This window comes from Sphingobium yanoikuyae (assembly GCF_013001025.1).
Taxonomy (GTDB): domain Bacteria; phylum Pseudomonadota; class Alphaproteobacteria; order Sphingomonadales; family Sphingomonadaceae; genus Sphingobium; species Sphingobium yanoikuyae_A.
The window spans coordinates 4,780,266-4,806,805 of the sequence record NZ_CP053021.1 but is presented as its reverse complement, the minus strand read 5'-3'; the positions used below and the strand labels follow the sequence as shown (position 1 = coordinate 4,806,805).

General features: G+C 66.1%; 23 protein-coding genes, 1 tRNA gene and 1 riboswitch. Of the genes, 21 read left to right on the top strand and 3 right to left on the bottom strand.

The window, feature by feature from the left end; all coding sequences use genetic code 11:
- Positions 1–9: 9 nt before the first annotated feature.
- A complete protein-coding gene (locus HH800_RS23130; RefSeq protein ID WP_169862644.1) occupies positions 10–1,026 on the bottom strand; it encodes an acyltransferase family protein in 1,017 nt (338 codons plus the stop codon).
- 36 nt (positions 1,027–1,062) lie between these two features.
- Between HH800_RS23130 and HH800_RS23125 the strand changes: the two genes are divergently transcribed.
- The 10 genes from HH800_RS23125 (at position 1,063) to HH800_RS23080 (ending at position 9,429) form a co-directional block, all read left to right on the top strand.
- Positions 1,063–1,692 carry a nicotinate-nucleotide adenylyltransferase gene (locus HH800_RS23125; RefSeq protein WP_037490839.1) on the top strand — a complete coding sequence of 210 codons (630 nt, stop codon included), beginning with the start codon at positions 1,063–1,065 and terminating at the stop codon, positions 1,690–1,692.
- A 12-nt stretch (positions 1,693–1,704) separates the two neighbouring features.
- Positions 1,705–2,094, top strand: coding sequence for a ribosome silencing factor (gene rsfS, locus HH800_RS23120; RefSeq protein ID WP_004209841.1), 390 nt, complete (start codon positions 1,705–1,707; stop codon positions 2,092–2,094).
- A 53-nt stretch (positions 2,095–2,147) separates the two neighbouring features.
- Positions 2,148–2,570: a 23S rRNA (pseudouridine(1915)-N(3))-methyltransferase RlmH gene (locus HH800_RS23115; RefSeq protein WP_004209840.1), complete on the top strand. Its 423-nt coding sequence runs from the start codon at positions 2,148–2,150 to the stop codon at positions 2,568–2,570.
- Between the two features lie 57 nt (positions 2,571–2,627).
- Positions 2,628–3,878: a murein hydrolase activator EnvC family protein gene (locus HH800_RS23110; RefSeq protein ID WP_169862642.1), complete on the top strand. Its 1,251-nt coding sequence runs from the start codon at positions 2,628–2,630 to the stop codon at positions 3,876–3,878.
- Between the two features lie 14 nt (positions 3,879–3,892).
- Positions 3,893–5,770, top strand: a complete 1,878-nt coding sequence (locus tag HH800_RS23105; RefSeq protein WP_169862640.1) for a M48 family metallopeptidase — start codon at positions 3,893–3,895, stop codon at positions 5,768–5,770.
- 112 nt (positions 5,771–5,882) lie between these two features.
- A complete protein-coding gene (locus HH800_RS23100) occupies positions 5,883–7,238 on the top strand; it encodes a S41 family peptidase (RefSeq protein ID WP_004209836.1) in 1,356 nt (451 codons plus the stop codon).
- Between the two features lie 73 nt (positions 7,239–7,311).
- Entirely contained in the window at positions 7,312–7,806 is a 495-nt protein-coding gene (locus HH800_RS23095) for a disulfide bond formation protein B (protein WP_010336967.1), read from the top strand.
- Positions 7,803–8,357: a demethoxyubiquinone hydroxylase family protein gene (locus HH800_RS23090; RefSeq protein WP_037518447.1), complete on the top strand. Its 555-nt coding sequence runs from the start codon at positions 7,803–7,805 to the stop codon at positions 8,355–8,357. Before HH800_RS23095 ends, HH800_RS23090 begins: the two co-directional genes overlap by 4 nt.
- Positions 8,358–8,372: 15 nt before the next feature.
- Positions 8,373–8,933, top strand: a complete 561-nt coding sequence (locus HH800_RS23085) for a hypothetical protein (protein WP_010336965.1) — start codon at positions 8,373–8,375, stop codon at positions 8,931–8,933.
- Between the two features lie 97 nt (positions 8,934–9,030).
- Positions 9,031–9,429, top strand: coding sequence for a hypothetical protein (locus HH800_RS23080; RefSeq protein WP_004209832.1), 399 nt, complete (start codon positions 9,031–9,033; stop codon positions 9,427–9,429).
- Between the two features lie 10 nt (positions 9,430–9,439).
- Here HH800_RS23080 and HH800_RS23075 read toward each other — a convergent pair whose 3' ends face one another.
- A complete protein-coding gene (locus tag HH800_RS23075; protein ID WP_169862638.1) occupies positions 9,440–9,856 on the bottom strand; it encodes a DUF1801 domain-containing protein in 417 nt (138 codons plus the stop codon).
- A gap of 34 nt (positions 9,857–9,890) precedes the next feature.
- Positions 9,891–9,998, top strand: a riboswitch (yybP-ykoY riboswitch).
- 93 nt (positions 9,999–10,091) lie between these two features.
- On the opposite strand from HH800_RS23075, the gene HH800_RS23070 reads away from it, so the two are divergent.
- From HH800_RS23070 to gltB, 6 genes are all read left to right on the top strand, one after another.
- Positions 10,092–10,670: a TMEM165/GDT1 family protein gene (locus HH800_RS23070; RefSeq protein ID WP_010336962.1), complete on the top strand. Its 579-nt coding sequence runs from the start codon at positions 10,092–10,094 to the stop codon at positions 10,668–10,670.
- Between the two features lie 102 nt (positions 10,671–10,772).
- Positions 10,773–11,702 carry a complex I NDUFA9 subunit family protein gene (locus tag HH800_RS23065; protein WP_169862636.1) on the top strand — a complete coding sequence of 310 codons (930 nt, stop codon included), beginning with the start codon at positions 10,773–10,775 and terminating at the stop codon, positions 11,700–11,702.
- A gap of 183 nt (positions 11,703–11,885) precedes the next feature.
- Positions 11,886–12,695, top strand: coding sequence for an undecaprenyl-diphosphate phosphatase (locus tag HH800_RS23060; RefSeq protein ID WP_169862634.1), 810 nt, complete (start codon positions 11,886–11,888; stop codon positions 12,693–12,695).
- Positions 12,696–12,860: 165 nt separating this feature from the next.
- Positions 12,861–14,312 (top strand): NAD(P)-dependent oxidoreductase, encoded by a 1,452-nt coding sequence (locus HH800_RS23055; protein ID WP_004209812.1) that lies wholly within the window; start codon positions 12,861–12,863, stop codon positions 14,310–14,312.
- Positions 14,312–15,031, top strand: a complete 720-nt coding sequence (locus tag HH800_RS23050) for a DUF2059 domain-containing protein (RefSeq protein ID WP_169863410.1) — start codon at positions 14,312–14,314, stop codon at positions 15,029–15,031. The genes HH800_RS23055 and HH800_RS23050 overlap by 1 nt, the downstream gene beginning before the upstream one ends.
- An 85-nt stretch (positions 15,032–15,116) precedes the next feature.
- Positions 15,117–19,652: a glutamate synthase large subunit gene (gene gltB / locus HH800_RS23045; protein WP_004209810.1), complete on the top strand. Its 4,536-nt coding sequence runs from the start codon at positions 15,117–15,119 to the stop codon at positions 19,650–19,652.
- Here the strand turns inward: gltB and HH800_RS23040 are convergent, their stop codons facing one another.
- Entirely contained in the window at positions 19,653–20,168 is a 516-nt protein-coding gene (locus HH800_RS23040; protein WP_169862633.1) for a hypothetical protein, read from the bottom strand. It lies immediately after the preceding gene.
- A 140-nt stretch (positions 20,169–20,308) separates the two neighbouring features.
- Here HH800_RS23040 and HH800_RS23035 point away from each other — a divergent pair.
- The 5 genes from HH800_RS23035 (at position 20,309) to HH800_RS23015 (ending at position 26,538) form a co-directional block, all read left to right on the top strand.
- A tRNA-Leu gene (locus HH800_RS23035) sits at positions 20,309–20,395 on the top strand.
- A gap of 136 nt (positions 20,396–20,531) precedes the next feature.
- Complete coding sequence (locus HH800_RS23030; protein ID WP_169862631.1) at positions 20,532–22,799, top strand: FdhF/YdeP family oxidoreductase; 2,268 nt, start codon at positions 20,532–20,534, stop codon at positions 22,797–22,799.
- Positions 22,796–23,647, top strand: coding sequence for a formate dehydrogenase accessory sulfurtransferase FdhD (gene fdhD / locus HH800_RS23025; protein ID WP_169862629.1), 852 nt, complete (start codon positions 22,796–22,798; stop codon positions 23,645–23,647). The genes HH800_RS23030 and fdhD overlap by 4 nt, the downstream gene beginning before the upstream one ends.
- Before the next feature lie 288 nt (positions 23,648–23,935).
- The gene (locus tag HH800_RS23020; protein WP_004209804.1) at positions 23,936–24,094 is read left to right on the top strand and encodes a hypothetical protein; all 159 of its coding nucleotides are present in this window, start codon (positions 23,936–23,938) and stop codon (positions 24,092–24,094) included.
- An 8-nt stretch (positions 24,095–24,102) separates the two neighbouring features.
- The gene (locus tag HH800_RS23015) at positions 24,103–26,538 is read left to right on the top strand and encodes a TonB-dependent receptor (protein WP_169862627.1); all 2,436 of its coding nucleotides are present in this window, start codon (positions 24,103–24,105) and stop codon (positions 26,536–26,538) included.
- The last annotated feature ends 2 nt before the right edge of the window (positions 26,539–26,540 follow it).

Here is a 26,540-nt window from a genome sequence, read left to right as displayed (position 1 = left end):
CGTCTGGGGCTAGCTTGCAGCCAAAGGCGCGGACGGAAGCGTCGCGGATCCCGGACGGCGCGGCCGGGCCTGCACCCAGGCAATCAGCCCCGCAATCGCCAGGCTGGCGGCAACCCCGCCAGCCACGGGCACGCCCAGCATCAGCCCCGTCATGCAGACCGGGGCATGAACGGCATAAAGCGGAAAGGAAAGTGCGCCCGCCGCCGTCATCCACCGCGATTGTCGCTGCCAGCGAAGCCCGCCCGCCAGCATCAGCGGACAGACCAGCAGGATGAAGACCATGCCGCTAATCCAGCCATCCGCGTCGATCATCGTGCCGATGCCGAAATAGAGCGGCATCGCGACCAGGGCCGCCAGCGGCGGAACCGCTATGGTCGGCCTGTCGCGCCACCAGCGCCACAATATGACCCCCATGCCATAGGCGCACATCACCCGCGGCAGGCCGAAGAAGAAGCTGGCAGGCTGCGCCCCCACGTCCATCCCCACACGACTGGCGACAACCGCGAACAGGGTCGCGCTCAGCAGCACGACATGCACCAATATTCTGGTCGACAAGCGGCGCAGGACAAGGCCGTGGGCCATATTGGCGATCAGTTCCAGGAGGATCGACCAGGCCGGCCCGTTCAACGGATAGAGACGCCCGGCGAAGAGGCTGGGAATCAGCAGCAGATTGGCGAGGGCCACCGGCCAGAGCGACATCTCATTGGTGAGGAGGAAGCCGGGCAGCGCGATCAGCCCAGCGGCGGCCATAACCGGCAGGAAACGCCGATATCGCGCGCGGACGAACGCGCTGGTGGAAAGCCCCTGCCCCAGCCGCGCTTCATAGGTGCGCGCCATCACATAGCCGCTCAGCATGAAGAAGAAGTCGACCGCCAGATAGCCATTGCCCCGCGCCGCCCCGGTGGCCCAGGTCAGCGCATGGAACAGCAGGACGCTGAGCGCGGCGATCCCGCGCAATCCATCGAATCCGATCAGCCGCCCCTGCATGGCGCGGCTATAGCGGGCAAGCCTTAAGAATCTGCCCATTGCCGCCCCGCCCCGGCGCTGGCATGGCTTGCCCCCATGAAAAAGATCGGCCTGCTTGGCGGCTCCTTCAATCCGGCGCATGGCGGGCATCGCGCCATTTCGCTGTTCGCCAGGGACGCCCTGGGTCTCGACGAAATCTGGTGGCTGGTATCGCCCGGCAATCCGTTGAAGCCCGCCAGGGGCATGGCGCCGCTGCCGGTCCGCCTTGCCCATGCGCAGAAAATCGCCCGCCGCGCGCCGATTCGTGCCACGGCGATCGAGCGGCAATTGGGCACCCGCTACACCGTCGACTCGCTGCGTGCGCTCCGCCAGCGCTACCCCCGCAACCGCTTCGTCTGGCTGATGGGCGCCGACAATCTGGCGCAATTTGGCCAATGGCGCGACTGGCGCGGCATTGCGCGACAGATGCCCATTGCCGTCATCGCCCGTCCGGGCTATGATGACGCTGCCCGTGGCTCTACGGCCATGAGCTGGCTGCGGCGCTTCGTCCGGTCCGCGCGCCAGAGTGCAGACTGGACGAATTGGAGACCACCGGCGCTCGTGCTATTGCGCTTTCGCCCTGATCCAAGATCGGCAACCCTGCTACGGCAGGCGGACCCCCTCTGGCATCGCGAATATGAAGCAACGTGTGTGCGCGATCCGCTCACGCGCCGGATGATCGTCTAGATTGGAGTTTAATTGACTAACCTCGCCCCTGCCAACGATACGGCGCCTGCCGCCGATAGCGTGGCCGCCCTGCACGCCCTTGTCATGCAGTCGCTCGACGACGACCAGGCGCAGGAAACCATCTCCATCCCCCTCGAAGGCAAGAGCAGCATCGCCGATCATATGGTGATCGCGAGCGGCCGTTCGTCGCGTCAGGTCGCGGCGATCGCCCAGCATCTGGCCGAACGGATCAAGAAGGCCACCGGCCGCTCCGCGCGGGTCGAAGGCCTGCCGGTCGCCGACTGGGTGCTGATCGATGCCGGCGACGTGATCGTCCATCTGTTCAAGCCGGAAGTGCGCAGCTTCTACAATCTGGAACGGATGTGGGGCTTCGTCGACGCACCGGTCGCGGGCAACGCCTGATCCTTGCCGTCGCGCCCTTCGACATGGGCGCGATGACAGGCTAGGGGGGAGCCATGCTCCTCCACATCATCGCGCGCGGCAAGATCGGGCGCTCGCCCGAAGCCGACCTGGTCGACCGCTATGTCAAGCGGCTGACCATGCCGCACAAGATCACCGAAATGCCCGACCGGGGCGGCAAGCTGCCGCCCGTCGGCCCCGGCACGGTGACGGTCATGCTCGACGAGAAGGGCAAGCAGCTTTCCTCGATGGACTTTGCCCGGCGGATCGAGGGCTGGCGCGACACCGGCACGCGCGAGATCCGCTTCCTGATCGGCGCCGCCGACGGCTTCGACGATGCCGAACGGACCAATGCCGACCTGCTGATCGCCTTTGGCGCCATGACCTGGCCACACATGATCGCCCGCGCCATGCTCGCCGAACAGCTGTGGCGCGCCTGTTCTATCCTCGCCAACCACCCCTATCACCGCGAAGGCTGAGGCTCGACATGCCCACGGCTTGCGCCTAGTCAAAGCCCTATCGGGCGGGACAAGCGGTTGAAGCGCAGCATCATCAGCAACAGCATCACGGGCATCGCACTGGCCGGCATCTTGGCCCTTGTCGCCACGCGCCTGCCCGCCGCGGACGATGCCGCGATCATCCTGCCCGGCACCGCCGGCACCACGCTGGCACAGGAACAGAAGGCGCTGCGCGACGCCCGCCGCCAGTCGGTCGAGGCCGCCGACCGATCGGTCCGGCTGGAGCGGCAGGCCGGCATGGCCCGTGACGAGGCCGAACAGGCCGGCCGCCGCGCCGCCGCCATGGCCGCCCGCATCCAGCAGGCCGAGGCCGATGTGCAGGCCGCCCAGGCCCGCATCGCCATTATCGCCCGCATGCAGCGCGCCCAGGCCGCGCGCCTCGCCGCCCGGCAGGAGCCGGTGGTGCGCCTGACCGCCGCGCTGCAGATGATGAGCCGCCGCCCGCTCGCCCTTGCCCTCATCCAGCCCGGATCGATCAGCGACGCCGTCCATATGCGCGCGGTGCTGGGGCAGGTGCTGCCGGTGATCGAACAGCGCACCGCGGGCCTGCGCGCCGAACTGGACCGCAGCCGCGCGATCCGCGCCACCGCGCAGCAGGCCGCCGACGCCCTGACCAAGAGCCGCCGCGACCTCACCGATCGACAGGCCGCCCTGCGCCAGCTCGAAACGCAAAAGCGCGTCGCCGCCCGCGACTATCGCGCCAATGCCGGGCTGGAGAGCGAACGCGCGCTGGCGCTGGGCGAGAAAGCGCGCGACATTGTCGACCTGATGGACCAGCTGGAGGTGGCGAGCGACCTGCGCGACCGCCTGGCGCAACTGTCCGGTCCGCTGCTGCGCCCCGCCCGCCCCGACCGGGCCGGCGCCCCCGCGCCCGACCGCGAGACGCTGGACAGCGGCCCGCCGCCCTATCGCCTGCCAGTCGTCGGCCAGCTCGTCACCGGCATGGGCGAGGTGAATGACGGCGGCGTGCGATCGCGCGGCCTGACCCTGGTAACCCAGGCCGGCGCTCAGGCGGTCGCGCCGACCGCCGGCCGCATCGCCTTTGCCGGCCCCTATCGCGGCTATGGCCAGATCCTCATCATCGACCATGGCCAGGGCTGGACCACCCTCATCACCGGCCTGCACCGCGTCACCGCCCAGGTCGGCGAGACCGTGCGCCAGGGCGACCCGGTCGGCCTCACCGCCGCCCAGGGCCGCCCCACCGTCACCATCGAACTGCGCCGCAACGGCCGCCCGGTGGACATCGTGCCGCTGGTGGGGCTGGGCTAGATAGGGGGAACCAGTTGAAGAGTATCCGAGTGGGAGAAGGCGCTTCAACGGGCTGGGGGCAGACCGTCGTGCCTGACGCCCGGTTCAACCAGATGATCGCAGCGCTGGAGCAATCGGCAGCGCACAATTCGTCTGCCTATCGGCGACGGGTCGTGCTGGCAGGCCTGCTCGGCTATGTCGTCATCCTCGGCTTGCTGGCACTCCTGACTGGACTGACCATCGCGATGATTGTCTTGATGGTCACTACCCGCACCGGAATCGCTGCCGAAGTGAAAATGGCCATAGTTTTTGGCCTGCTATCCTTCGCGTTGATAAAGGCGCTCTGGGTCACCGTGCCGCCGCCCGAGGGGGTGAGGGTGGAACCGGACACAGCCCCTGCGCTCTTCGACATGATCGAACGGATACGCGCCGCAACCGGTGGCCCGGTCATCCATGATGTGCGCATTATCGATCAGATGAACGCTGCGATCGTACAGGACAGCGGGTCTCTTTTCCTTGGCGCCCGCAACCGCCTCTACCTTGGACTGCCGTTATTGTCGGCCCTCAGCCCCGCCGAAGTGGAGGCTGTCATCGCGCATGAATTCGGCCATTTCGTGGGCGATCATGGTCATGCGAGCGGCTTTGTCTATCGTGTCCGCCAACGCTGGGCGCAGGTCGAGGAGCGGCTGCCGGACGGGATCGTCGCGGGCCTGTTACGGCGCTTTTTCGGTTGGTATGGCCCCTGGTTTGCGGCCTACAGTTTCACCCTAGCACGGCGGCAAGAATATGAGGCCGACCATGTCGCCGCAACCGCTGTGGGACCGCGCATCATGGCTGACGCCTTGCTGCGTGTGGCAGCACAAGCCGGTCGCTTCGACACGGCATGGCGGCTGGTCTGGGACCAGGCACCATTGCGTCCTGATCCACCTCGATCACCACTCACCACCATCGCATCAGTCTTTACCGAAGACGATCCGGCCGACCAGACCATGATCGACCGGGAACTGGGCAGATCCGCCGATCGTCACGACACGCACCCGACCCTTGCCCAGAGGCTTGCCGCCCTGTCACAATCCGCCGACCTGCCAGCCCGACTGCAAGAAACGGCCGCGGAACCGCTGCTAGGCGAAACGCTCACCCCCATCATCGTCCATTTCGACGAGCAGTGGCACGACTGGGCGGATGCCTTATGGGCTGACGAACATGCACAGAGACAGGCGGACGAAGCGGAACGGCAGGCGATCGCCGATCAGATCGCTGGGGGCGCGACATCACGCGATCAACTCTATCGCTATGCCGCCCTGACCGAAGCCATCGATACGCCGCAATCGGCTGCGCAAGCCTATGCCGCTGTGCTCGCCCTGCATCCCAACGCAAACGACGCCCGTTTCCGGCAAGGCGACATGCTGCTCGCCACGGGAGACGATGCAGGGATCGACCTACTGCTCGCTGCGGCAGATGGGGAACGTGCCCTCCTACCCCATGCCTATCGCCATATCGTCGACTATCTGCTGCGCTCTGGCAGACCTGAGGAGGCAGCTCCCTATTTCGCGCCACTGGAACAAGCGGAACGGATGGAAGAAGCCGCCCGTCATGAGGCGAACGGAATTGATGAAACCGCCCGACTTCGGCCACTTTCCCCGGATCTTCGCGAACGGCTCACTGCTCTCATTGACGGTATACCCGGTGTCGCGACACTCCATGCGGCGCTGCGCGACATGGACCATGCCGACGCTCCCCAGATCGTCTTCGTCTTTTCCGCGCGCAAGGAGCATGTCGCCACTCAGGTGCTGGATGCGCTCATCGAAGCGATGCTACCCGCCGGCGACCTCATCGGTCTGGAGCGCAGTTTCAAGCGGCGCTGGCTGTTCAATCGCATCCGCCGCCTTCCCGACAGCAGCATCGTGAATTGAACCCATTAACCCCACGCTCATCGACGCCAGGCAACATTGGTCGAAGCGCGCTTTTGCGTTGGATAGCGAATCGACGTATATCGATCCCTTGATGCGGACTCCAAGGACAGCCATGAAATCCACCTTCCTGCAGGGCGCGGTCGCGCTCGGCGCGCTTGCGCTCATCCCCGCCACCACCGCGGCGCTCGCCGATGGCGAGGCATCGAGCTACAAGGCGCTCGACGAATTCATGGACGTCTTCCAGAAGGTCCGCAGCGACTATGTCGAGAAGGTCGACGACGAAAAGCTGATCAAGGGCGCGATCGACGGCATGCTTGCCAGCCTCGATCCCCACAGCAGCTTCCTCGATGCGCGCGATTTCCAGAATCTGCGTACGCAGACCGAGGGCAGCTATGGCGGCCTTGGGCTGTCGGTCACGCAGGAGGATGGCGCGGTCAAGGTGATCGCCCCGACCCAGGACACGCCGGCCTGGCGCGCCGGGATCAAGGCGGGCGACTATATCACCCACATCGACGGCCAGCTCATCTATGGCGGCACGCTGGACGAGGCGGTGGACAAGATGCGCGGCGCGCCCGGCACCAGCATCAAGCTGACCATCGTGCGCACCGGCCGCGACAAGCCGATCGACCTCACCCTCACCCGCGAGATCATCGAGATCAAGCCGGTGAAGTGGGAAGTGAAAAACAATATCGGCGTCATCAACATCGTCAGCTTCTCGGCCAATACCGGCGCCGATGTCCGCTCGGCGATCCGCAGCATCGACAAGAGCCTGGGCCACAAGCCGACCGGCTATATCCTCGACCTGCGCTCCAACCCCGGCGGCCTGCTGGACGAAGCGGTGTCGACCAGCGACGTCTTCCTGGAGCGCGGCGAGATCGTGTCGCAGCGCGGCCGCAACAAGGGCGATGTCGAACGCTATTATGCCAAGCCCGGCGATGATGCGAAGGGCCTGCCGGTGATCGTGCTGGTCGATGCGGGCTCCGCATCGGCCTCCGAAATCGTCGCCGGCGCGCTGCAGGACCAGCATCGCGCGCTCATCATGGGCGAACGCAGCTTCGGCAAGGGTTCCGTCCAGACCATGCTGCCGCTGTCGAACACCACCGCGCTCAAGCTCACCACCGCGCGCTACTTCACGCCTTCAGGCCGCAGCGTGCAGGAAGGCGGCATCCAGCCGGACATCAAGGTGCCGCAGCTCAGCGACCCGGATTACAAGGACCGCCCCAAGTTCCGCGAAAGCGACCTGCGCCGCCACCTGATCAACGAGATCAAGACCGACGACGCCGCGCTGGAAGAGGATAGCAAGGAGGATCCGCGCTTCGCCCAGACGGCCGAGGAGCTGAAGAAGAAGGGGATCGAGGACTTCCAGCTCGATTATGCGCTCAAGACCATTTCCCGCCTCGCCGGCACGCCGGGCGCCACCATCGCCCAGGCCCAGCAGGCCGCTGCGCGCAAGCCCGGCGCGAAATGAGTCGTGCCCGTTCGGATGACCGGACGGGCAAGTTCAGCATGACGAAAGGCGGACAAGGGTTTAAGCGGGCGATATGAACAGCTTGTCCCCCGCCCTGGGCCGCGCCCGCCTGCTTGCCCTGCTCGTACCCGTGATCGCGCTGGGCACGGCCTATGCCTCCCAATATCTGGGTGGGCTGCATCCGTGCGAAATGTGCTGGTGGCAGCGTTACCCCCATATGGCCGCGATCCCGCTGGCGCTGGTCGCCTATGCGCTGCGCGGCCGCGCCTGCATGAGTGGCCTGTTCGCCGGTTTCGCCGGCATCGCCATCGGCATCAGCGGCGCCATCGGCCTGTTCCATGCCGGGGTCGAATATGGCTGGTGGGAAGGGCTGACCGCTTGCTCGACCACGCCGACCGGCGGCAGCAGCGCCGATATTTTGAGCCAGATCATGGCGACGCCGATCACCCGCTGCGATGTCGCGCCCTGGAGCCTCTTCGGCATTTCGCTGGCAGGCTATAACGGCCTCTTGTCGGGCGCGGCCGCGCTCGCCATCTTGGCCCTGCTGCTGAAAGCGAGGAAGGCATGAGCGCCACCAAGGATTTCCCGCGTCCCGGACGTCGCACCAACGTAACCGATCGCGCCTCCATGGTGCGCGTCGACCAGGCCGGCGAATTCGGCGCGGTGCGCATCTATGCCGGCCAGCTTGCGGTGATGGGCGATCGCCATCCCTATGGCCGGCTGATCGCCGGCATGGCCGCGCAGGAGGAACGCCATCGCGCCGCTTTCGACGCGCTGATCGCCAAACGCGGCGTACGGCCGACCGCGATCCATCCGATCTGGAATGTCGCCGGCTTCGCGCTGGGCGCCGTGACCGCCGCGATGGGGCCAAAGGCCGCCATGGCCTGCACCGCCGCGATCGAGACCGAGATCGACCTTCATTATGAGGAACAGTTGCAGCAACTGGGCGAGGATGATCCGGAACTCTCTGCCCTGATCAAGGATTTCCAGGCGGAGGAGGTCGAGCATCGCGACGCCGCCATCGCCCATGGCGCGGAACAGGCCCCGGCCTATCCGCTGCTGTCCGGCGCGATCCGCCTGGGTTGCCGCGCCGCCATCGCGCTTTCGAAGCGCATCTGAACAAGGGACGGACCGATGATGAAGACCCCGTTGATCGCTCTGGCCGCAGGCCTGATGCTGGGCACCGCCGCCCCCGCGCTCGCACAGCAGGACAGTGCCCCCACGGCCGCCACCAGCACCGGCTCCGAAAAGGTCAATCTGGTCATCGTCTATGGCGATGATGCCTGTCCCCAGAGCCAGGGCGACGGCATCGTCGTGTGCGCGCGCAAGGGCGAGGAGGAACGCTACCGCATTCCCGAGCCGCTGCGCGGCGACCCCAACAAGCCCAGCAACCAGGCCTGGGGCGAGCGGGTGAAGTCGATGGAATATGTCGGTCGCGACGGCACCGAAAGCTGCTCGCCGGTCGGCGGCGGCGGCGCCACCGGCTGCTTCGCCAAGCTGTCGCGCCTCGCCAAGGCGGAACGGCAGCAGGCCGACAATGCCAGCTGGAAGGATCTGGTCGAAGCCGAGCGCGCCAGGCGCCTGTCGACCATCGACGCCGACAGCGAGGCGATCGAAAAGCGCGTTCTGGCCGAGGAAAAGGCCGACGCCGATGCCAAGAAGGCGCAGGAACAGGAAGTCCCGCCCCGGCCGTGACGGCATGGGGCGTCCTGCGGCGTCTGTTCATATCGATCCCGCGCCAGTGCAGCGCGGGACGAACGGGGTGCAACCGGGGCGAATGAAGGAATTGATGATGCGTCTCCCCCGCCCCCTGCTGATCGCCGGCCTGGCCGCGCTGGCCCTGCCCGCCGCGCCGGCCGTCGCCCAGGATGATCCGCCGCAGAAGATCTTCAACCTCATCGTCTATGGCGATGATCCCTGCCCGACGGGCCAGGGCGAGGAAATCGTGGTCTGCGCCCGCAAGCCCGAATCCGAACGCTATCGCATCCCCAAGAAGCTGCGCGAAAAGCCCGAAGAAGTGGGTGGCCCCGGCTGGGGCAGCCAGGTCGCGACGATGGAACAGACCCAGCGCCAGATCCTGCCCAACAGCTGCTCGGCCATCGGCAGCAACGGCTTTACCGGCTGCACCGCCCAGATGCTGCAGCAATGGTTCGCCGAACGGCGGATGCAGCAGAGCAGCAGCACGCCCTGAGCTGCTTGCCCTAGCGCGGATACAGCCCGTCCATATGCGCCAGACTCTGCGCGATCAGCGCCTCCAGCGTCCCCATGTCGATATCGGCCAGCCGCTTGACATAGAGGCAGCCCTTGCCGCGCCGATGCCTGCCTAATGCCGTGAAATCGGCGTCATCCAGACCGGCGAGATAGAAGACCAGCTCCGCCTTGCGCGGCGCAAAGCCGATCCGGCACATGTCGCCCTCGCGCCCGCTGTCATAGCGATAATGATAGCGGCCAAAGCCGATGATGCTCGGCCCCCACAGCCGCGGCGACTCGCCCGACAGCCGCGCCATCAACGCCGCGACGACCCGACCATCCGCCTGTCGCTCGGCCGGTTCGACCGTGTCGAGATAGGCGGCGACATCCGCCATCGTCTCCGTGGTCTTGTTCTCGCCCGTCGCCATCGGCTTGCCTTTCGCGGCCTGTCCGACTACAGGCTAGCGCGTCATCTGGGGAGTAGCCAGCCGTTCCGCTGACGGGACGGGCCATATGTCAACATATTTGGCCGAGAGGCCATGGCATATGGGATGCGGTATCAGCCGCATCGGGCGAGACCAATGGCATCGGCTTCCCAGTCCGGCCGGGCGGGGAAGACGGTGGCATTGTGTCTTTTGTCAGAGCCCGGCCCGGACGTTCTTCATGGAAGCCTTCCTCACCTCCACCGCCCTCGTCGCGCTTGCCGAAATGGGCGACAAGACGCAGTTGCTGGCCATGCTGCTCGCCACCCGCTTTCGCAAGCCGGTGCCGATCATCCTGGGCATCTTCGTCGCCACCATCGCCAATCATTTCCTCGCCGCGCTGGTCGGCCATTCGATCGCCGGGGTGCTGACCCAGCCCTGGTTCCGCTATGCCGTGGCAGGCAGCTTCATCGCCATGGCGCTCTGGACGCTGGTGCCCGACAAGATCGATGAGGATGCGCCGCTGAAGGCCCCGTCCAAGGCCGGCGTGTTCGTGACCACCCTGGTCGCCTTCTTCCTGGTCGAGATGGGCGACAAGACGCAGGTGGCGACCGTGGCGCTGGGCGCCCAGTTCGACAATCTGCTCGCCGTCACCGCGGGCACCACCTGTGGCATGATGCTGGCCAATGTCCCCGCCGTGCTGTTCGGCGAGGCGCTGGCGAAGCGCGTGCCGATGCGCGCGCTGCAGGTCGGCGCCGCCCTGCTCTTCCTGCTGCTGGGCCTGTGGATGATCGCCGGACTGCAGGGCTGGATCGGGTAAAATCGGAACGCCGCCGCCGGCGGGCGGTTGTCAGCGGGCGGCGGAAGTTGCATGGGAAACGGCACGAACTTTCCCCTTTTCGAACAGCATGGGACGCGCGTGATGAAGGACAATCTGGTAACCATCTTCGGCGGCGGCGGCTTTCTCGGGCGCCAGGTCGCCCAAGCGCTGATGGCTCGCGGCGCGCGCGTGCGCATCGCCCAGCGCGACCTCGCCAATTCGGTCAAGGTGAAGGCGCTCGGCAATCTGGGCCAGACCCAGTTCGTCGCGGCCAATATCCGCAAGCCCGACACCGTCGCCCGCGCCCTGCACGGCAGCGACATCGTCATCAACCTGGTCGGCATCCTCAGCGGCGATTTCGACGCGGTCCAGCATGAGGGCGCCGCCAATGTCGCCAAGGCGGCGGCCGCCGCCGGCGTCACCGCGCTGGTCCATGTCTCGGCGATCGGCGCCGATGCGGCCAGCCCCTCGGCCTATGGCCGGTCCAAGGCTGCGGGCGAAGCGGCCGTGCTGGCCGCCTTCCCGACCGCGACCATCGTGCGCCCGTCGATCATCTTCGGCCAGGAAGACCAGTTCCTCAATCGCTTCGCCGGCGTCGCCAGCAGCGGCCCGGTCGTGCCGGTGATCGGCGCCGCCACCAAATTCCAGCCCGTCTATGTCGGCGACGTTGCCGAGGCGATCGCCAACGCGGCGCAGCAGCCCGGCCTCTTTGGCGGCAAGACCTTCGAACTCGCCGGCCCGCAGGTCATGAGCATGAAGGAAATCAACGCCTGGGTCGCCAAGGCGATCGGCCGTGGCGACAAGCCGCTGGTCGAAGTGCCCGGCGCCTTCGCCTCGCTGCTGGCGATGCTGCCCGGCGGCCCGATCACCCGCGACCAGCTTGCCATGCTGGGCCAGGACAATGTCGCCGCGCCCGGCGCGCCGGGCCTTGAGGCGCTGGGCGTCGCGCCCACGCCGATGGCCGCCGTCGCCGAACGCTGGATGGTCCCCTATCGCAAGCATGGCCGCTTCGCCGGCCGCGTGAAGGCCTGATCCATTCCCGCCATCGGCTCGACGGGCCGATGATCGGCCACGACCGGCCGTGGCCATGCCGCTTTGCCTTTTCGCTGCACTGCGGCATGGTGCATCCCTGACATATAGGCATTGCCCGGCCCTCTCCCTTCGCGGGGGGAGGGCTTGGCTTATGCGCCCCCTGCTTGAGGATCCGACATCCCCATGGACATGCATTATCTGACGGTCATCCTGCTCGGCATCGTGGAGGGATTGACCGAATTTCTCCCCGTGTCCTCGACCGGCCACCTCATCCTGGCGAGCGAGCTGCTCGGCTATGATGCGTCGGTCTGGGCGATGTTCAACGTCATGATCCAGCTCGGCGCGATCCTCGCCGTCGTCGTCCTCTACTGGCGCACCTTCTGGGCGGTGGCCATGGGCCTGCTCCGCCTCGATCCGGTCAGCATCCGCTTCGTGCGCAACCTGCTGGTCGCCTTCATCCCCGCCGTCGTCATCGGCCTTGCCCTGCACGATTATATCGACACGCTGCTCGGATCGCCCCGTGTGGTCGCGTGCGCCCTGGTCGTCGGCGGCGTCGCCATCCTGGTGATCGAACGCCTGATCAGGGAACAGCGCTTCCACGGCATCGCCGACATTCCGCTGGTCCGCGTCATCGGCATCGGCTTCATCCAGTGCCTCGCCATGGTGCCGGGCGTCAGCCGCTCGGGCGCGACCATCATGGGCGCACTGACCCTGGGCGTCGAGCGCCGCACCGCTGCGGAATTCAGCTTCTTCCTCGCCATCCCGACCATGCTCGGCGCCTCGACGCTGGAACTGCTCAAGAAGGGCGACCAGCTCACCAGCGCCCAGGTCGGCTGGGACAGCATCGCGCTCGGCTTCGTCGTCTCCTTCATCGTCGCGCTGCTGGTGATCAAATGGTTCGTCGGCCTGGTGTCGCGCCATGGCTTCGCGCCCTTTGCCTGGTATCGAATCATTGCCGGCATCGGCGCGCTGGTCTGGCTCAGCCTGAGATAAGTCCGATACGGACCTAATATTTGAAAGATAATTACAGCGCCGCGACAGTCTTTTCTCAAACCGCCAGATAATAGGTCAGCTTAGCTGTCTTAAATACCAGAATCCGCGTGACTCCGCGGGTTTTCCTGCTATGCGCACTGCAAACAATCGTTGCAGGGAAATGCCATGGCTGAAAATCCGATGCTGAAGTTCGTGGGCAAGGAACAGGCCTATCCGGAAAAGCGCGGCGCTGATGCGCGCGCCGAGGACTTTCTGGAAATCAGCAAGTCCTTCATTCTGGACAAGGCCGAGGAACAGGCGTCGCGCTGCTCGCAATGCGGCGTGCCCTATTGCTCGACCCATTGCCCGCTGCACAATCATATCCCCGACTGGCTGCGCCTGACCGCCGAAGGGCGCCTGCGCGAAGCCTATGAACTGTCGAACCTGACCAGCACCATGCCGGAAATCTGCGGCCGCATCTGCCCGCAGGACCGTCTGTGCGAGGGCAATTGCGTGATCGAATTTTCCGGCCACGGATCGGTCACCATCGGCTCGGTGGAAAAGTTCATCACCGACACCGCCTGGAAGGAAGGCTGGGTCGAACCGCTCGTCCCCGGCGCCGCGCGCGGCCAGTCGGTCGGCGTCATCGGCGCCGGCCCAGCCGGTCTCACCACCGCCGAATATCTGCGCGTCGCGGGCTATGAAGTGCATGTCTATGACCGGCACGACCGCGCCGGCGGCCTGCTGACCTATGGCATCCCCGGCTTCAAGCTGGAAAAGGATGTCGTCATGCGCCGCGTCCAGCGCCTCAAGGATGGCGGCATCATCTTCCACGAAGGGTTCGAAGTCGGCCGCGACGCCAGCATGGAACAGCTGCGTGCCAAGCATGACGCGATCCTGATCGCCACCGGCGTCTACAAGGCCCGCGACATCAAGGCGCCGGGCGTCGGCGCACCGGGCGTGGTCAAGGCGCTCGACTATCTCACCGCCTCCAACAAGGCGGGCTTCGGCGATGCCGTACCCGGCCATGAGGATGGCACCCTGCTCGCCACCGGCAAGAATGTCGTCGTGATCGGCGGCGGCGACACCGCGATGGACTGCGTCCGCACCGCCATCCGCCAGGGTGCCAAGTCGGTAAAGTGCCTCTATCGCCGCGACCGCGACAATATGCCCGGCTCGCAGCGCGAAGTCGCCAATGCCGAGGAGGAAGGCGTCGAGTTCGTCTGGCTGACCGCCCCGATCGCCTTCGAGGGTACGGAGCATGTCACCGGCGTCAAGGTCACCAAGATGCGCCTGGGTTCGCCCGACGCGTCGGGCCGCCGCGCGCCCGAGCCCGATCCGGGCAGCGAGCATACGCTGGAAGCCGATCTGGTCATCAAGGCGTTGGGCTATGACCCGGAAGACCTGCCTCGCCTGTTCGGCGCCGACGACCTGTCGGTCACCCGCTGGGGCACGCTGCGCGTCGATCACAAGACGATGATGACCAGCATGGACGGCGTCTTCGCCGCCGGCGACATCGTGCGCGGCGCATCGCTGGTGGTCTGGGCCATCCGCGATGGCCGCGACGTGACCGACCATATGCACAAATATCTCAAGGCCAAGGCCGTCGCCGCTGCCAGCGAGAAGGTTGCCGCGTGATGCGCCTCGCCTTCCTGTCCCTGTTTCTGCTGGCGGCCCCGGTCGCCGTGCAGGCGCAGACGCCGGCGGCGCCTGTAGCCGCCGAGCAGCCGGTCGATCCGGCGCTGCTCGCCAAGGCGCAGCCGATCGCGGCCCTCATCCTGCCCGACGGCACGATGGAAAAGATGATGGGCCCGATGATGCAGAAGATGATGGGCCCGATGATGGACAGCATGACCAAGATGCCCATCCGCGAGTTCCTGAAGGTCGGCGGCATCGACCCCGAACGGGCCGAAGGTCTGGGCGAAGGCACGATGGAGGAAATGATGGCGATCCTCGATCCCAATTTCCGCAAGCGGATGGACGTGATCGTCAACACCATGATGCCGGCCATGGGTCGCTTCATGGGCCGTTACGAACCGGACATGCGCGCCGGCATGGCGGAGGCATTTGCCTATCGCTACAATGCGACCGAGCTGGATCAGATCGCCGCCTTCCTGAAGACGCCGACCGGCGCCAAGTTCGGCGAGGGCTTCATGCAGCTGGCAACCGACCCCCATTATATCGGCCGCATGCAGAAGATCATGCCCGACATGATGAAGGCCATGCCGGAGATCATGCAATCCTCTCAGGCCGAACTCGCCAAGCTGCCCAAGCCGCGCACCTATAAAGACCTGACCAAGGCCGAACGCGACCGCCTCACCGCATTGCTCGGGGCGGACACGCAAAAGGCAAACTGACGATCGACGCCGGCACGCCGGCACCAACAGAATGAAGGCGGCCGTGCCCCAAGAAAGGGACGGCCAGATGCAAGGGTAAGTCATCATGACCGACACCAATTTCATGGCCAGCCCCGAAGAGCGCGCACGCATCGCTGCCGAGGGCATGTATCATCCCGAGATGGAGGGCGATGCCTGCGGCGTCGGCCTGGTCGCCGCGACCGACGGCCGGCCCAGCCGCCGCGTCGTCTCCTCCGCGATCGATGCGCTCAAGGCCGTGTGGCACCGCGGCGCGGTCGACGCCGATGGCAAGACCGGCGATGGCGCGGGCATCCATGTCGACCTGCCGGTCCGCTTCTTCGACGATGCGATCGCCGATTCGGGCCACAAGCCGCTGCCCAACCGCCTGGCCGTCGGCATGATCTTCCTGCCGCGCACCGACCTCAGCGCCCAGGAAACCTGCCGCACCATCGTCGAGGCCGAGATCATCGACGCGGGCTACACCATCTATGGCTGGCGCCAGGTGCCGGTCGACGTCTCCGTCATCGGCGAGAAGGCGCAGCGCACCCGTCCCGAGATCGAGCAGATCATGATCGCCGGCCCGATGCCGGAGGAACGCGACGTCGGCGAGTTCGAGAAGGATCTCTACCTGATCCGCCGCCGCATCGAGAAGAAGGTGATCGAAGCGCAGATCAGCGATTTCTACGTCTGCTCGCTGTCGTGCCGCTCGATCATCTACAAGGGCCTGTTCCTCGCCGAATCGCTGTCGGTCTTCTATCCGGACCTGCAGGATGAGCGGTTCGAGAGCCGCGTCGCCATCTTCCACCAGCGCTATTCGACCAACACCTTCCCGCAATGGTGGCTGGCCCAGCCGTTCCGCACCCTCGCCCATAATGGCGAGATCAACACGATCCGCGGCAACAAGAACTGGATGAAGAGCCACGAGATCAAGATGGCTTCGCTGGCCTTTGGCGAGCAGTCGGAAGACATCAAGCCGGTGATCCCGGCCGGCGCGTCGGATACCGCCGCACTGGACGCCGTGTTCGAAGCGATCTGCCGCTCCGGCCGCGACGCGCCCACGGCCAAGCTGATGCTGGTGCCCGAGGCATGGCAGGCGGAAAGCGCCGAGCTGCCCAAGGCGCATGCCGACATGTATGAATATCTCGCCTCCGTGATGGAGCCGTGGGACGGCCCGGCCGCGCTCGCGATGACCGACGGCCGCTGGGTCGTGGCCGGCGTCGACCGCAACGCGCTGCGCCCGCTGCGCTACACGCTGACCGGCGACAATCTGCTGATCGTGGGTTCGGAAACCGGCATGGTCGTCGTGCCCGAAACCACCATCGTTCAGAAGGGCCGCATGGGTCCGGGCCAGATGATCGCGATCGATCTGCAGGAAGGCGAAGTCTATGACGACCGCGCGATCAAGGATCGCATCGCGGGCGAGCGCCCCTATGGCGACCTGATCAAGGACTTCCTCGACATCACCGACCTGCCCGACGTCCCCAGCGCCCTGCCGGCATGGGACAAGGCGGAACTGACCCGTCGCCAGGTCGCGGCCAACATGACGCTGGAGGATATGGAACTGATCCTCGCGCCGATGGTGGAGGATGCCAAGGAAGCGATCGGCTCGATGGGTGACGACACGCCGCTGGCGGTCATCTCCGACAAGCCGCGCACCATCAGCCATTTCTTCCGCCAGAATTTCAGCCAGGTCACCAACCCGCCGATCGACCCGCTGCGCGAACGGCATGTGATGAGCCTCAAGACGCGCTTCTCCAACCTCCACAACATCCTGGAGGAAGATGCGCAGAACAGCCATGTGCTGGTGCTGGAATCGCCGGTGCTCAACAGCGCCGAATGGGCGCGGCTCAAGGCCTATTTCGGCCCGGCCGTGGCCGAAATCGACTGCACCTTCCCCTCGACCGGCGGCCAGGAACAGCTGCGCGCGGCGATCGCCCGCATCCGTGAGGAAGCCGAGCAGGCGGTGCGCGAAGGGCGCAGCGAACTGTTCCTGACCGACGAGCGTGCCGGGCAGGACCGGGTCGCGATCCAGGGCGTGCTGGCCGCCGCGGCCGTCCACACCCATCTCGTCCGCAAGGGCCTGCGCAGCTATGCGTCGATCAACGTGCGGTCGGCCGAAGCGCTCGACACCCATTATTTCGCGGTGCTGATCGGCGTGGGCGCAACCACGGTGAACGCCTATCTGGCCGAAGCCAGCATCGCCGATCGCCACGCCCGTGGCCTGTTCGGCGACCTGACCCTCGACCAGTGTTTCGAGCGTCAGCGCACCGCGATCAACGAAGGCTTGCTGAAGATCATGTCCAAGATGGGCATCGCGGTCGTCAGCTCCTATCGTGGCGGCTATAATTTCGAAGCGGTCGGCCTGTCACGCGCCCTGGTAAACGATCTCTTCCCCGGCATGCCGGCGAAGATTTCGGGCGAAGGCTATGCCTCGCTCCACTATTCGGCGATGCTGCGCCACGACAAGGCCTATGACAGCGCGGTCGTCCGCCTGCCGATCGGCGGCTTCTATCGCCAGCGCAACGGCGGCGAGGCCCATGCCTATTCCGCCCAGCTGATGCACCTGCTGCAGACCGCCGTCGGCACCGACAGCTATTCGACCTATCTGCAATTCTCGCGCGGCGTGCGCGATCTGCCGCCGGTCTATCTGCGCGACCTGATGGAGTTCAACTTCGCCCGCGAGGCGGTGCCGATCGACGAGGTGGAAGCCACCACCGAGATCCGCAAGCGCTTCGTGACGCCGGGCATGTCGCTGGGTGCGCTCAGCCCCGAAGCGCATGAGACGCTGGCGATCGCCATGAACCGCATCGGCGCCAAGGCGGTGTCGGGCGAGGGTGGCGAGGATGCCGCGCGCTTCAAGCCCTATGAAAATGGCGACAATGCCAATTCGGTGATCAAGCAGATCGCGTCGGGCCGCTTCGGCGTCCATGCCGAATATCTGGGATCGGCCGAGGAAATCGAGATCAAGGTCGCGCAGGGTGCCAAGCCCGGCGAGGGCGGCCAGCTGCCCGGCTTCAAGGTGACCGAATTCATCGCCCGCCTGCGTCACTCGACGCCCGGCGTGACGCTGATCTCGCCGCCGCCGCACCATGACATCTACTCGATCGAGGATCTCGCGCAGCTCATCTATGACTGCAAGATGATCAACCCGCGCGCGCGCGTCTGCGTCAAGCTGGTCAGCCAGGCCGGCATCGGCACGGTCGCGGCCGGCGTTGCCAAGGCGCATGCCGACGTCATCCTGGTCGCCGGCCATGTCGGCGGCACCGGCGCCAGCCCCCAGACCTCGATCAAATATGCCGGCACCCCCTGGGAAATGGGCCTGTCGGAAGCCAATCAGGTGCTGACCCTCAACGGCCTGCGCCACCGCGTGAAGCTGCGCACCGATGGCGGCCTCAAGACCGGACGCGACATCGTCATCGCCGCGATCCTGGGTGCCGAGGAGTTCGGCATCGGCACGCTATCGCTGGTCGCCATGGGCTGCATCATGGTGCGCCAGTGCCACAGCAACACCTGCCCCGTGGGCGTCTGCGTGCAGGATGAGAAGCTGCGCCAGAAGTTCACCGGCACCCCGGAAAAGGTCATCAACCTGATGACCTTCATCGCCGAGGAAGTACGCGAGATCCTGGCCCGTCTGGGCTTCCGCAGCCTGGACGAAGTGATCGGCCGCACCGAACTGTTGAAGCAGGTCAATCGCGGCGCCGAGCATCTCGACGATCTCGACCTCAACCCGATCCTGGCCAAGGTCGACGCGCCCGACGAGCATCGCCGCTTCAGCCTGCCCCAGTGGCGCAATGAAGTGCCCGACAGCCTCGACGCGCAGATGATGAAGGATGCCCGCGCCGTGTTCGAGCGCGGCGAGAAGATGCAGCTGACCTACACGGTGCGCAACACGCACCGCGCCGTCGGCACCCGCCTCTCCTCCGCCGTGACCGAAAAGTTCGGCATGTCCACCTTGGCCGACGGCCATCTGACCGTGCGCCTGCGCGGTTCGGCCGGCCAGTCGCTCGGCGCCTTCCTCTGCAAGGGCATCACCCTAGAAGTGTTCGGCGACGCCAACGACTATGTCGGCAAGGGGCTTTCGGGCGGCATCATCAAGGTGCGCACCACCGTCTCCTCGCCGCTGTCGTCGAAGGACAACACCATCCTTGGCAACACCGTCCTCTACGGCGCGACCAGCGGCAAGCTGTTCGCGGCGGGCCAGGCCGGCGAGCGCTTCGCGGTCCGCAATTCGGGCGCAAAGGTGGTGGTCGAAGGCTGCGGCGCCAATGGCTGCGAATATATGACCGGCGGCACCGCCGTGATCCTGGGCAAGACCGGCGCCAATTTCGGCGCGGGCATGACCGGCGGCATGGCCTTCATCCTCGACGAGGATGGCAGCTTCCCGTCGCGCGCCAACCCGGAAAGCATCGTCTGGCAGCGTCTGGACAGTGCCCATTGGGAAGGCGAGCTCAAGGCCCTGATCGCCGAACATGCGGTCGCGACCGACAGCAAATGGTCGAACACCATCCTGGAGGATTGGGATCGCTGGCGCCGCTACATCTGGCAGGTCTGCCCGAAGGAAATGGTCAATCGCCTGGCCCATCCGCTGAGCGACGCATCGACCCCGGTCGCTGCCGAATAATTACTGCGGCAAGCCCGCCTCTGCCGGTTCTGCGGGGACCGGCGGGGGCGGCGCCGTCGTCGCCGCGACCGGCCTCAGCGCCGGCCCCGGTTCCGCCTCGCCCGCCGCGAATCGCTCGATCCGCGGCGGCAGGCGATCGACCCGCACCGTCGGCTGCGGCAGCGGCGGATAGCCCAGCGCCGCCGATTCAACCGGCTGTTCCTCCTGCGCCAGATAGTCGCGCACCGCCGGATCGCGCGATTCGCCGATCATGCCATCGGCATCCAGCCCCGCCATGTCGGCTTTCATCCGCCGTTCCTCCAGCGTCGGCCCGCATCCGGTGCAGGTCACGAACGCCGGTCCGCGCTCGGCCTCCGGCAAATTCGGCACCGTCGCCATGTCGCCGTTATCCAGTTCCGCCTCCAGCGCAAGCCGCACCGGCTTTTGCGGGCTGGTGACATAGGCGCCCAGGCCCAGCCCCATCACCGCGGCGACCACCAACGCGCCGCCCGACCCCACCCAGAAATGCAACGACATGGGGCCAGCCCCCTTTCGCAACCGACTTTCTGCCAAACAAAGATAACGTTGATGCCGATCACTGGTTGCATGACCCAAAAGCCTTTGCTAAGGGCCGCCTCCTACCAAGGCACCGGCCCCGCCGGTTTCCCTGTTGATGTGCGGTCGTGGCGGAATTGGTAGACGCGCAACGTTGAGGTCGTTGTGGCCGAAAGGCCGTGGAAGTTCGAGTCTTCTCGACCGCACCATCACTTTCCCGATAGCTGCAGATGATGATGACAGCCCCCTGCGGGCACGCCCCATCCTGCCTGCCCGGCCTTGGTTCTCCAGCCGAATTTTCCTATATCCCACGCGGGGCACCGCGATGATGTGGGACAGACGACCATGGACAAATCCGCCGAAGACCTGATCCCCGACACGGTGGAGGGCGTCTCCAATTATGACGGCCCGGCCGGCGGCTGGGGCGCCCTGCGTGCGGTCGCCAGGACGGTCGCGGAACAGATGCGCGCCAGTCCCGACACCCGCGCCCTGCTCCAGATGAACCAGCCCGATGGCTTCGACTGTCCCGGCTGCGCCTGGCCCGATCCCAAGCACACTTCTTCGTTCGAGTTCTGCGAGAATGGCGCCAAGGCGGTCACCTGGGAAGCGACGGTCAAGCGCGTCGATCCCGATTTCTTCGCCCGCCACAGCGTCAGCGAATTGTGGAACTGGACCGACCACAAGCTCGAAGATGCCGGCCGCCTGACCGAGCCGCTGCGCTATGATGCCGCGACCGACCATTTCGTGCCGATCAGCTGGGACGAAGCCTTTGCCCGCGCCGGCGCCGCGCTCCAGGCGCTCGACCATGCCGACCAGGCCGAATTCTACTGCTCGGGCCGCGCGTCGAACGAATCCGCCTTTCTCTACCAGCTGTTCGCCCGCGAGTTCGGCACCAACAATTTCCCCGACTGCTCGAACATGTGTCACGAGGCGACCAGCACCGGCCTCCCCAAGTCGATCGGCATCGGCAAGGGCACGGTGACGCTGGAGGATTTCGACCATGCCGACGCAATCTTCTGCATCGGCCATAATCCGGGCACCAACCATCCCCGCATGCTGAGCACGCTCGCCGCCGCCTCCAAGCGCGGCGTGCCGATCATCGTCGCCAACCCGATGCGCGAACGCGGGCTGGAACGCTTCAAGTCGCCCCAGCATCCCACCGAAATGCTCTCGCCCGGCGCCACCCCGCTCGCGTCTGCCTATCATCAGGTGCGGATCGGCGGCGACATGGCGATGCTCAAGGGGATGATGAAGGCGCTGCTGGCGATCGAGGCGCAGCAGCCCGGCACGCTCGACCACGAATTCATCGCCCAGCATACCGAGGGCCTCGACGCCCTGCGCGCCGATATCGAGGCCACCCAATGGCCATGGATCGAGCGCCTGTCCGGCCTCACCCGCGAAGCGATCGAGAGCATGACCCATGTCTATGCCAGGGCCGACCGGGTCATCATCTGCTATGGCATGGGCATCACCCAGCATCGCCACGGCACGCAAAATGTGCAGGCGTTGGCCAACCTGCTGCTGCTGCGCGGCAATTTCGGCAAGCCGGGTGCCGGCATCTGCCCGTTGCGCGGCCATAGCAATGTGCAGGGCGATCGCACCGTCGGCATCACCGAACTGCCGACCGAGGCGATGCTGCAACGGCTCGACACCGCCTTTTCCATCCAGTCGCCGCGCAAGCATGGCCATAATGCGGTCGAGGCACTGGCCGCCATGCACGCCGGGGACTCGAAAGCGCTGATTTCGCTTGGCGGCAATCTCGCCGTCGCCATGCCCGATCCCGACGCCTGTTTCGCCGCCGTGCGCCGGCTCGACCTGTCGGTCAACATCCTCACCAAGTTCAACCGCACCTGCCTGCTGACCGCGCGCGAGACACTGGTCCTGCCCTGCCTTGGCCGTACCGAACTGGATCTGCAGGCCGCCGGCCCGCAATGGGTGACGGTGGAGGACAGCATGTCGATGGTCCACGCCTCGCGCGGCAAGCTGAAGCCCCCCTCGCCCCATGTCCGCTCCGAACCGGCGATCGTTGCGGGCCTGGCCAGGGCCGCCATGCCCGCCAGCCGCACCGACTGGGACGGCATGATCGCCGATTATGACCGCATCCGCGACGGGATCGAGGCGGTCTATCCCGATTTCCGCGACTTCAACATCCGGGTGCGCGAGCCCGGCGGCTTCCGCCTGACCATCGGCCCCAGCGACCGGATCTGGAACACGCCCAGCGGCAAGGCGCAGTTCATCACCCACCCGGTCGCCCCGGACGAGGGCGCGCTGCCGCTGCTGCTCACCACCATTCGCAGCCATGATCAGTATAATACGACCATCTACAGCTATGATGATCGCTATCGCGGCATCCATGGCCGGCGCGACATAATCTTCGCGAACGAGATCGATCTGGCGGAGATGGGCCTGGCCCATGGCGACAGGGTCGATGTGACCACGCCGGCCGGGCGCGAATTGCGCGGCTTCACCATCGTCATGCACGCCATCGCGCGCGGATCGCTCGCCGCTTATTATCCCGAGGCGAACAATCTCGTCCCGCTCGACGATTATGATCCGGCCAGCGGCACCCCCGCCTACAAGTCGATTCCCGTCACGGTGCGCGCCGCCCGATGAGCGACGCCGACCGGCCCGTCCGCTTCACCCGGATCACCCCGGACGGCGGCCGCGCGCCCGTCACCCGCGCGGTCGCGGTCGAATGCCCGATCGCGCTCGAATATAATGGCATCGGCTATGCCGTGCTGATGGCGACCCCGGCCGATCTCGACGATCTCGCCACCGGCTTCGCCTTGTCCGAACGGCTGATCGATACAGCCGCCGACATCATCGACATCGACATCCATGAAGCGCCCCAGGGCCTGTTGCTGCGCATCCGCCTGATCGCCGATCGGCATGACCGCATCCTCGCCCGCGTCCGCCACCGCGTCGCCGAATCCTCCTGTGGCCTGTGCGGCATAGAGAATCTGGAACAGGCGCTGCGCCCGCTGCCGCGCGTCACCGCCGTCACCCAGGCCAGCGACGATGCCCTGTTCCGCGCCCTCGATGCGCTCGACGCGCGCCAGCCGGGCAATCAGCGCACCGGCGCGCTCCATGCCGCCGCCCTCGCCGCGCCCGACGGCACGCTGCGCTTCGCGCGCGAGGATGTCGGCCGCCACAACGCCTTCGACAAGCTGATCGGCGCCATGGCCCGCGCCGGCCTTGGCTGGGATGGCGGTTTCGCCCTCCTCTCCTCGCGCTGCTCCTATGAACTGGTGGAAAAGGCCGCGCTCGCCGCCTGCCCGCTGCTCGTCACCCTCTCCGCCCCCACCAGCCTCGCACTCGATCGCGCCGCCGAATCGGGCCTGCGCCTCATCACCCTCGCCCGGCGCGACGCCATGCTCGAACGGGCGGATGGACCGGCACAGCGCAATTTGGGCACGGCCAAGCAAAACTTGGTTGAGCCAGACACTCTATCTTATAAGTAGAGATTGCCTGAAACGGAGCGGACTGGTCCCCGCCCGGATGACGACATCGGCATCGGACCCGCGGCTTTTGATCGGGATGCAGCTTGCTCCGCGTCACCAACAGCTAAAGCGCACGATGCTCGGGCGACGACGCCAGCTTCGTGTTCCCCCCAACAGAATGGGGAATGAAACGATGTGCCATCCATCTGAAATCTAGGGCCTGACGCCCGCCACGCAGCGCGCTGCTTCTCAGCGCGCCTCCATCCGCCCGTCCTCCGCCGATGCGTCGTGCGGGAAAGGGGGGATCGCATGCCCGTGGAAGCTCGCGGCCGACGCGCGTCGCCGCACCCAGCCTATTCCGTGTCGCTGCTCCAGGCGGCCGCCGCGCTCTACGGCCTGAATGCCGTGCGCGACGATGCCCTGCGTCCGCAGCCCACAAGCAGAACAGACAAGAAATTCAGGGAGTAAGCCTTTTCATGTCCCAAGTCCTCGCGCCCAGCCGACCCCGGCACGGCCAGTCCGTCCGTCGCCTGCTGCTCGCCGGCGTCGCCATCGGCCTGTTGCCGAGCGCCGCTCATGCTGCCGACGAACCCGCCACTGCGGCGCCTGCGCCCGCGCCCGAAGCGGCCGTCGATGAAGGCGATTATGGCGCCCCCATCCTGGTCACCGCGCGCCGCCGCGCCGAAAAGGCGCAGGACGTGCCGGTCGCCCTCTCGGTCGTCGGCGGCGATCTGGTCGAACAGCGCGGCGACTATACGCTCGCCGCCGTGCAGCAGGTCGCGCCCAGCCTCCAGCTGTTCAGCTTCAACCCGCGCAACACCAACATCAACATTCGCGGCCTCGGCTCCAACGTCGCGCTGACCAATGACGGCCTCGAAAATGGCGTCGGCGTCTATATCGACGATGTCTATTATGGCCGCGTCGGCGCCAGCCAGTTCGACCTGGTCGACCTTGAACGGATCGAGGTGCTGCGCGGGCCGCAGGGCACGCTGTTCGGCAAGAACACCACCGCCGGCGCCATCAACATCACCACCCGCCAGCCGAGCTTCGATTTCGGCGGCCAGGTGGAAGCGACGCTGGGCGACTATGGTTTCCATCAGGTGCGCGGCTCGGTCACCGGAGGCCTCACCGACTGGGCGGCGGTGCGCGTCAGCATTGCCGACACCCATCGCGACGGCTTCCTGACCAATGTCTATAACGGCAAGAAAGTCCATGATTACGACAATTTCACCGCGCGCGGCCAGCTGCTGCTGACCCAGGGTGAGGGCTTCAGCCTGCGCCTGATCGGCGACTATGCCAAGCAGACGCTCAATTGCTGCGTCCGCCTGCCCAGCACCGTCTTCACCACCTATGATGACGGCAACACGATCGCGAACAATTTCGCGATCCGCGCCGCCCGCGCCGGCTACACGCCGCTCGCCACCGATCCCTTCGCCCGCAAGGTCGATGTCGATGGCCAGTTCCAGGCGAACATGAATCAGTGGGGCATTTCGGGCAAGGCCGACTGGGATGTCGGCCCGGTCACGCTCAGCTCCATCACCGCCTATCGCGCCTGGAACTGGTATCCGCGCAACGACAGCGATGCCACCTCGCTCTCGGTCAACACGCTCAACCATCAGGAAAATAACCAGCGCCAGTTCAGCCAGGAATTTCGCGTCGCCTCCAATGGCGACACCCGCCTCTCCTATGTGCTGGGCGCCTATTATTTCTGGCAGATCATCAACGGGTCGGGCGCCGCCGGCTATGGCCCGGACGCCCCGCTCTGGCTCTTCCCCAATGCCGATCCGGTGGTCAGCAATGCGGCGGTCAACGGCTTCGTCGCCCGCTCCAGCTCCAATCCGGAAACCAAGAGCGCCGCGCTGTTCGGCCAGGCCAGCTACGCCATCATCCCCGACAGCCTCTCGCTAACGCTCGGCCTGCGCTACACGCACGAGAAGAAGCAAGGCAGCTACAGCCAGTGGTGGGCGGAGGGGAATGATCTCTCCAGCCTGACCGCGGCCCAGCGCACCGCCGCGATCGCGCTGCGCAACAGCCTCAGCCCCGTCACCAGCTACTCGACCGGCTTCACCGACAACAGCCTCTCGGGTCTGGCCACCCTGTCCTACAAGGTGACGCCCGACGTGCTGGTCTATGCCACCTATTCGCGCGGCAACAAGTCGGGCGGCCTCAACCTCACCAACATCCCGGCCGGGGTCAGCCCCGATGTCGGCGGCGAGAAGGTCGACAATTACGAAGCGGGCGTGAAGAGCCAGTTCTGGGGCGGCAAGGCGACGCTCAACGCCGCCGCCTTCTGGACCAACATCTTCGACTATCAGACCGCGATCACCGAACAGATTGTCGGCACCAACAGCACCCGCAATTATATCACCAACATTCCCGAGGCGCGCGCGCGCGGCTTCGAACTGGACGGTGCGCTGGCGCTCAGCCGCTATGTCAATCTCAACGCCTCGCTCGCCTATACCGACGCCTATTATGTCGACTTCAAGAACGGCCCGACCCCGGTCGAGGCGCTGAACCCGACCACCGGCGGCTCGGCGGTGACCGACCTTAGCGGCAAGCCGCTGTCGGGCGTGCCCGAATGGTCGTGGAGCGCGGGCGGCGACTTCGCCATTCCGCTCGGCACCACCAAATGGGGCGACGCGCAATTCTATGGCCGCGCCGACTATAGCTGGCGCTCTTCCTACTACACCGCCGTGTCGGACAGCCGCTACTCGCTGGTGCCCAGCTACGGCGTCGCCAATGCCCGCATCGGCGTGCGGCTGGACGATGGCCTGATCGACCTGTCGCTCTGGGCCAAGAACCTGTTCGACAAGGATTATGTCGACACGCTCTCGGTCGCGAACACCGGTCTCGTCACCGCCACCGTCGGCGATCCCCGCACCATCGGCGTCACCCTGCGCAGCAAATTCTGACC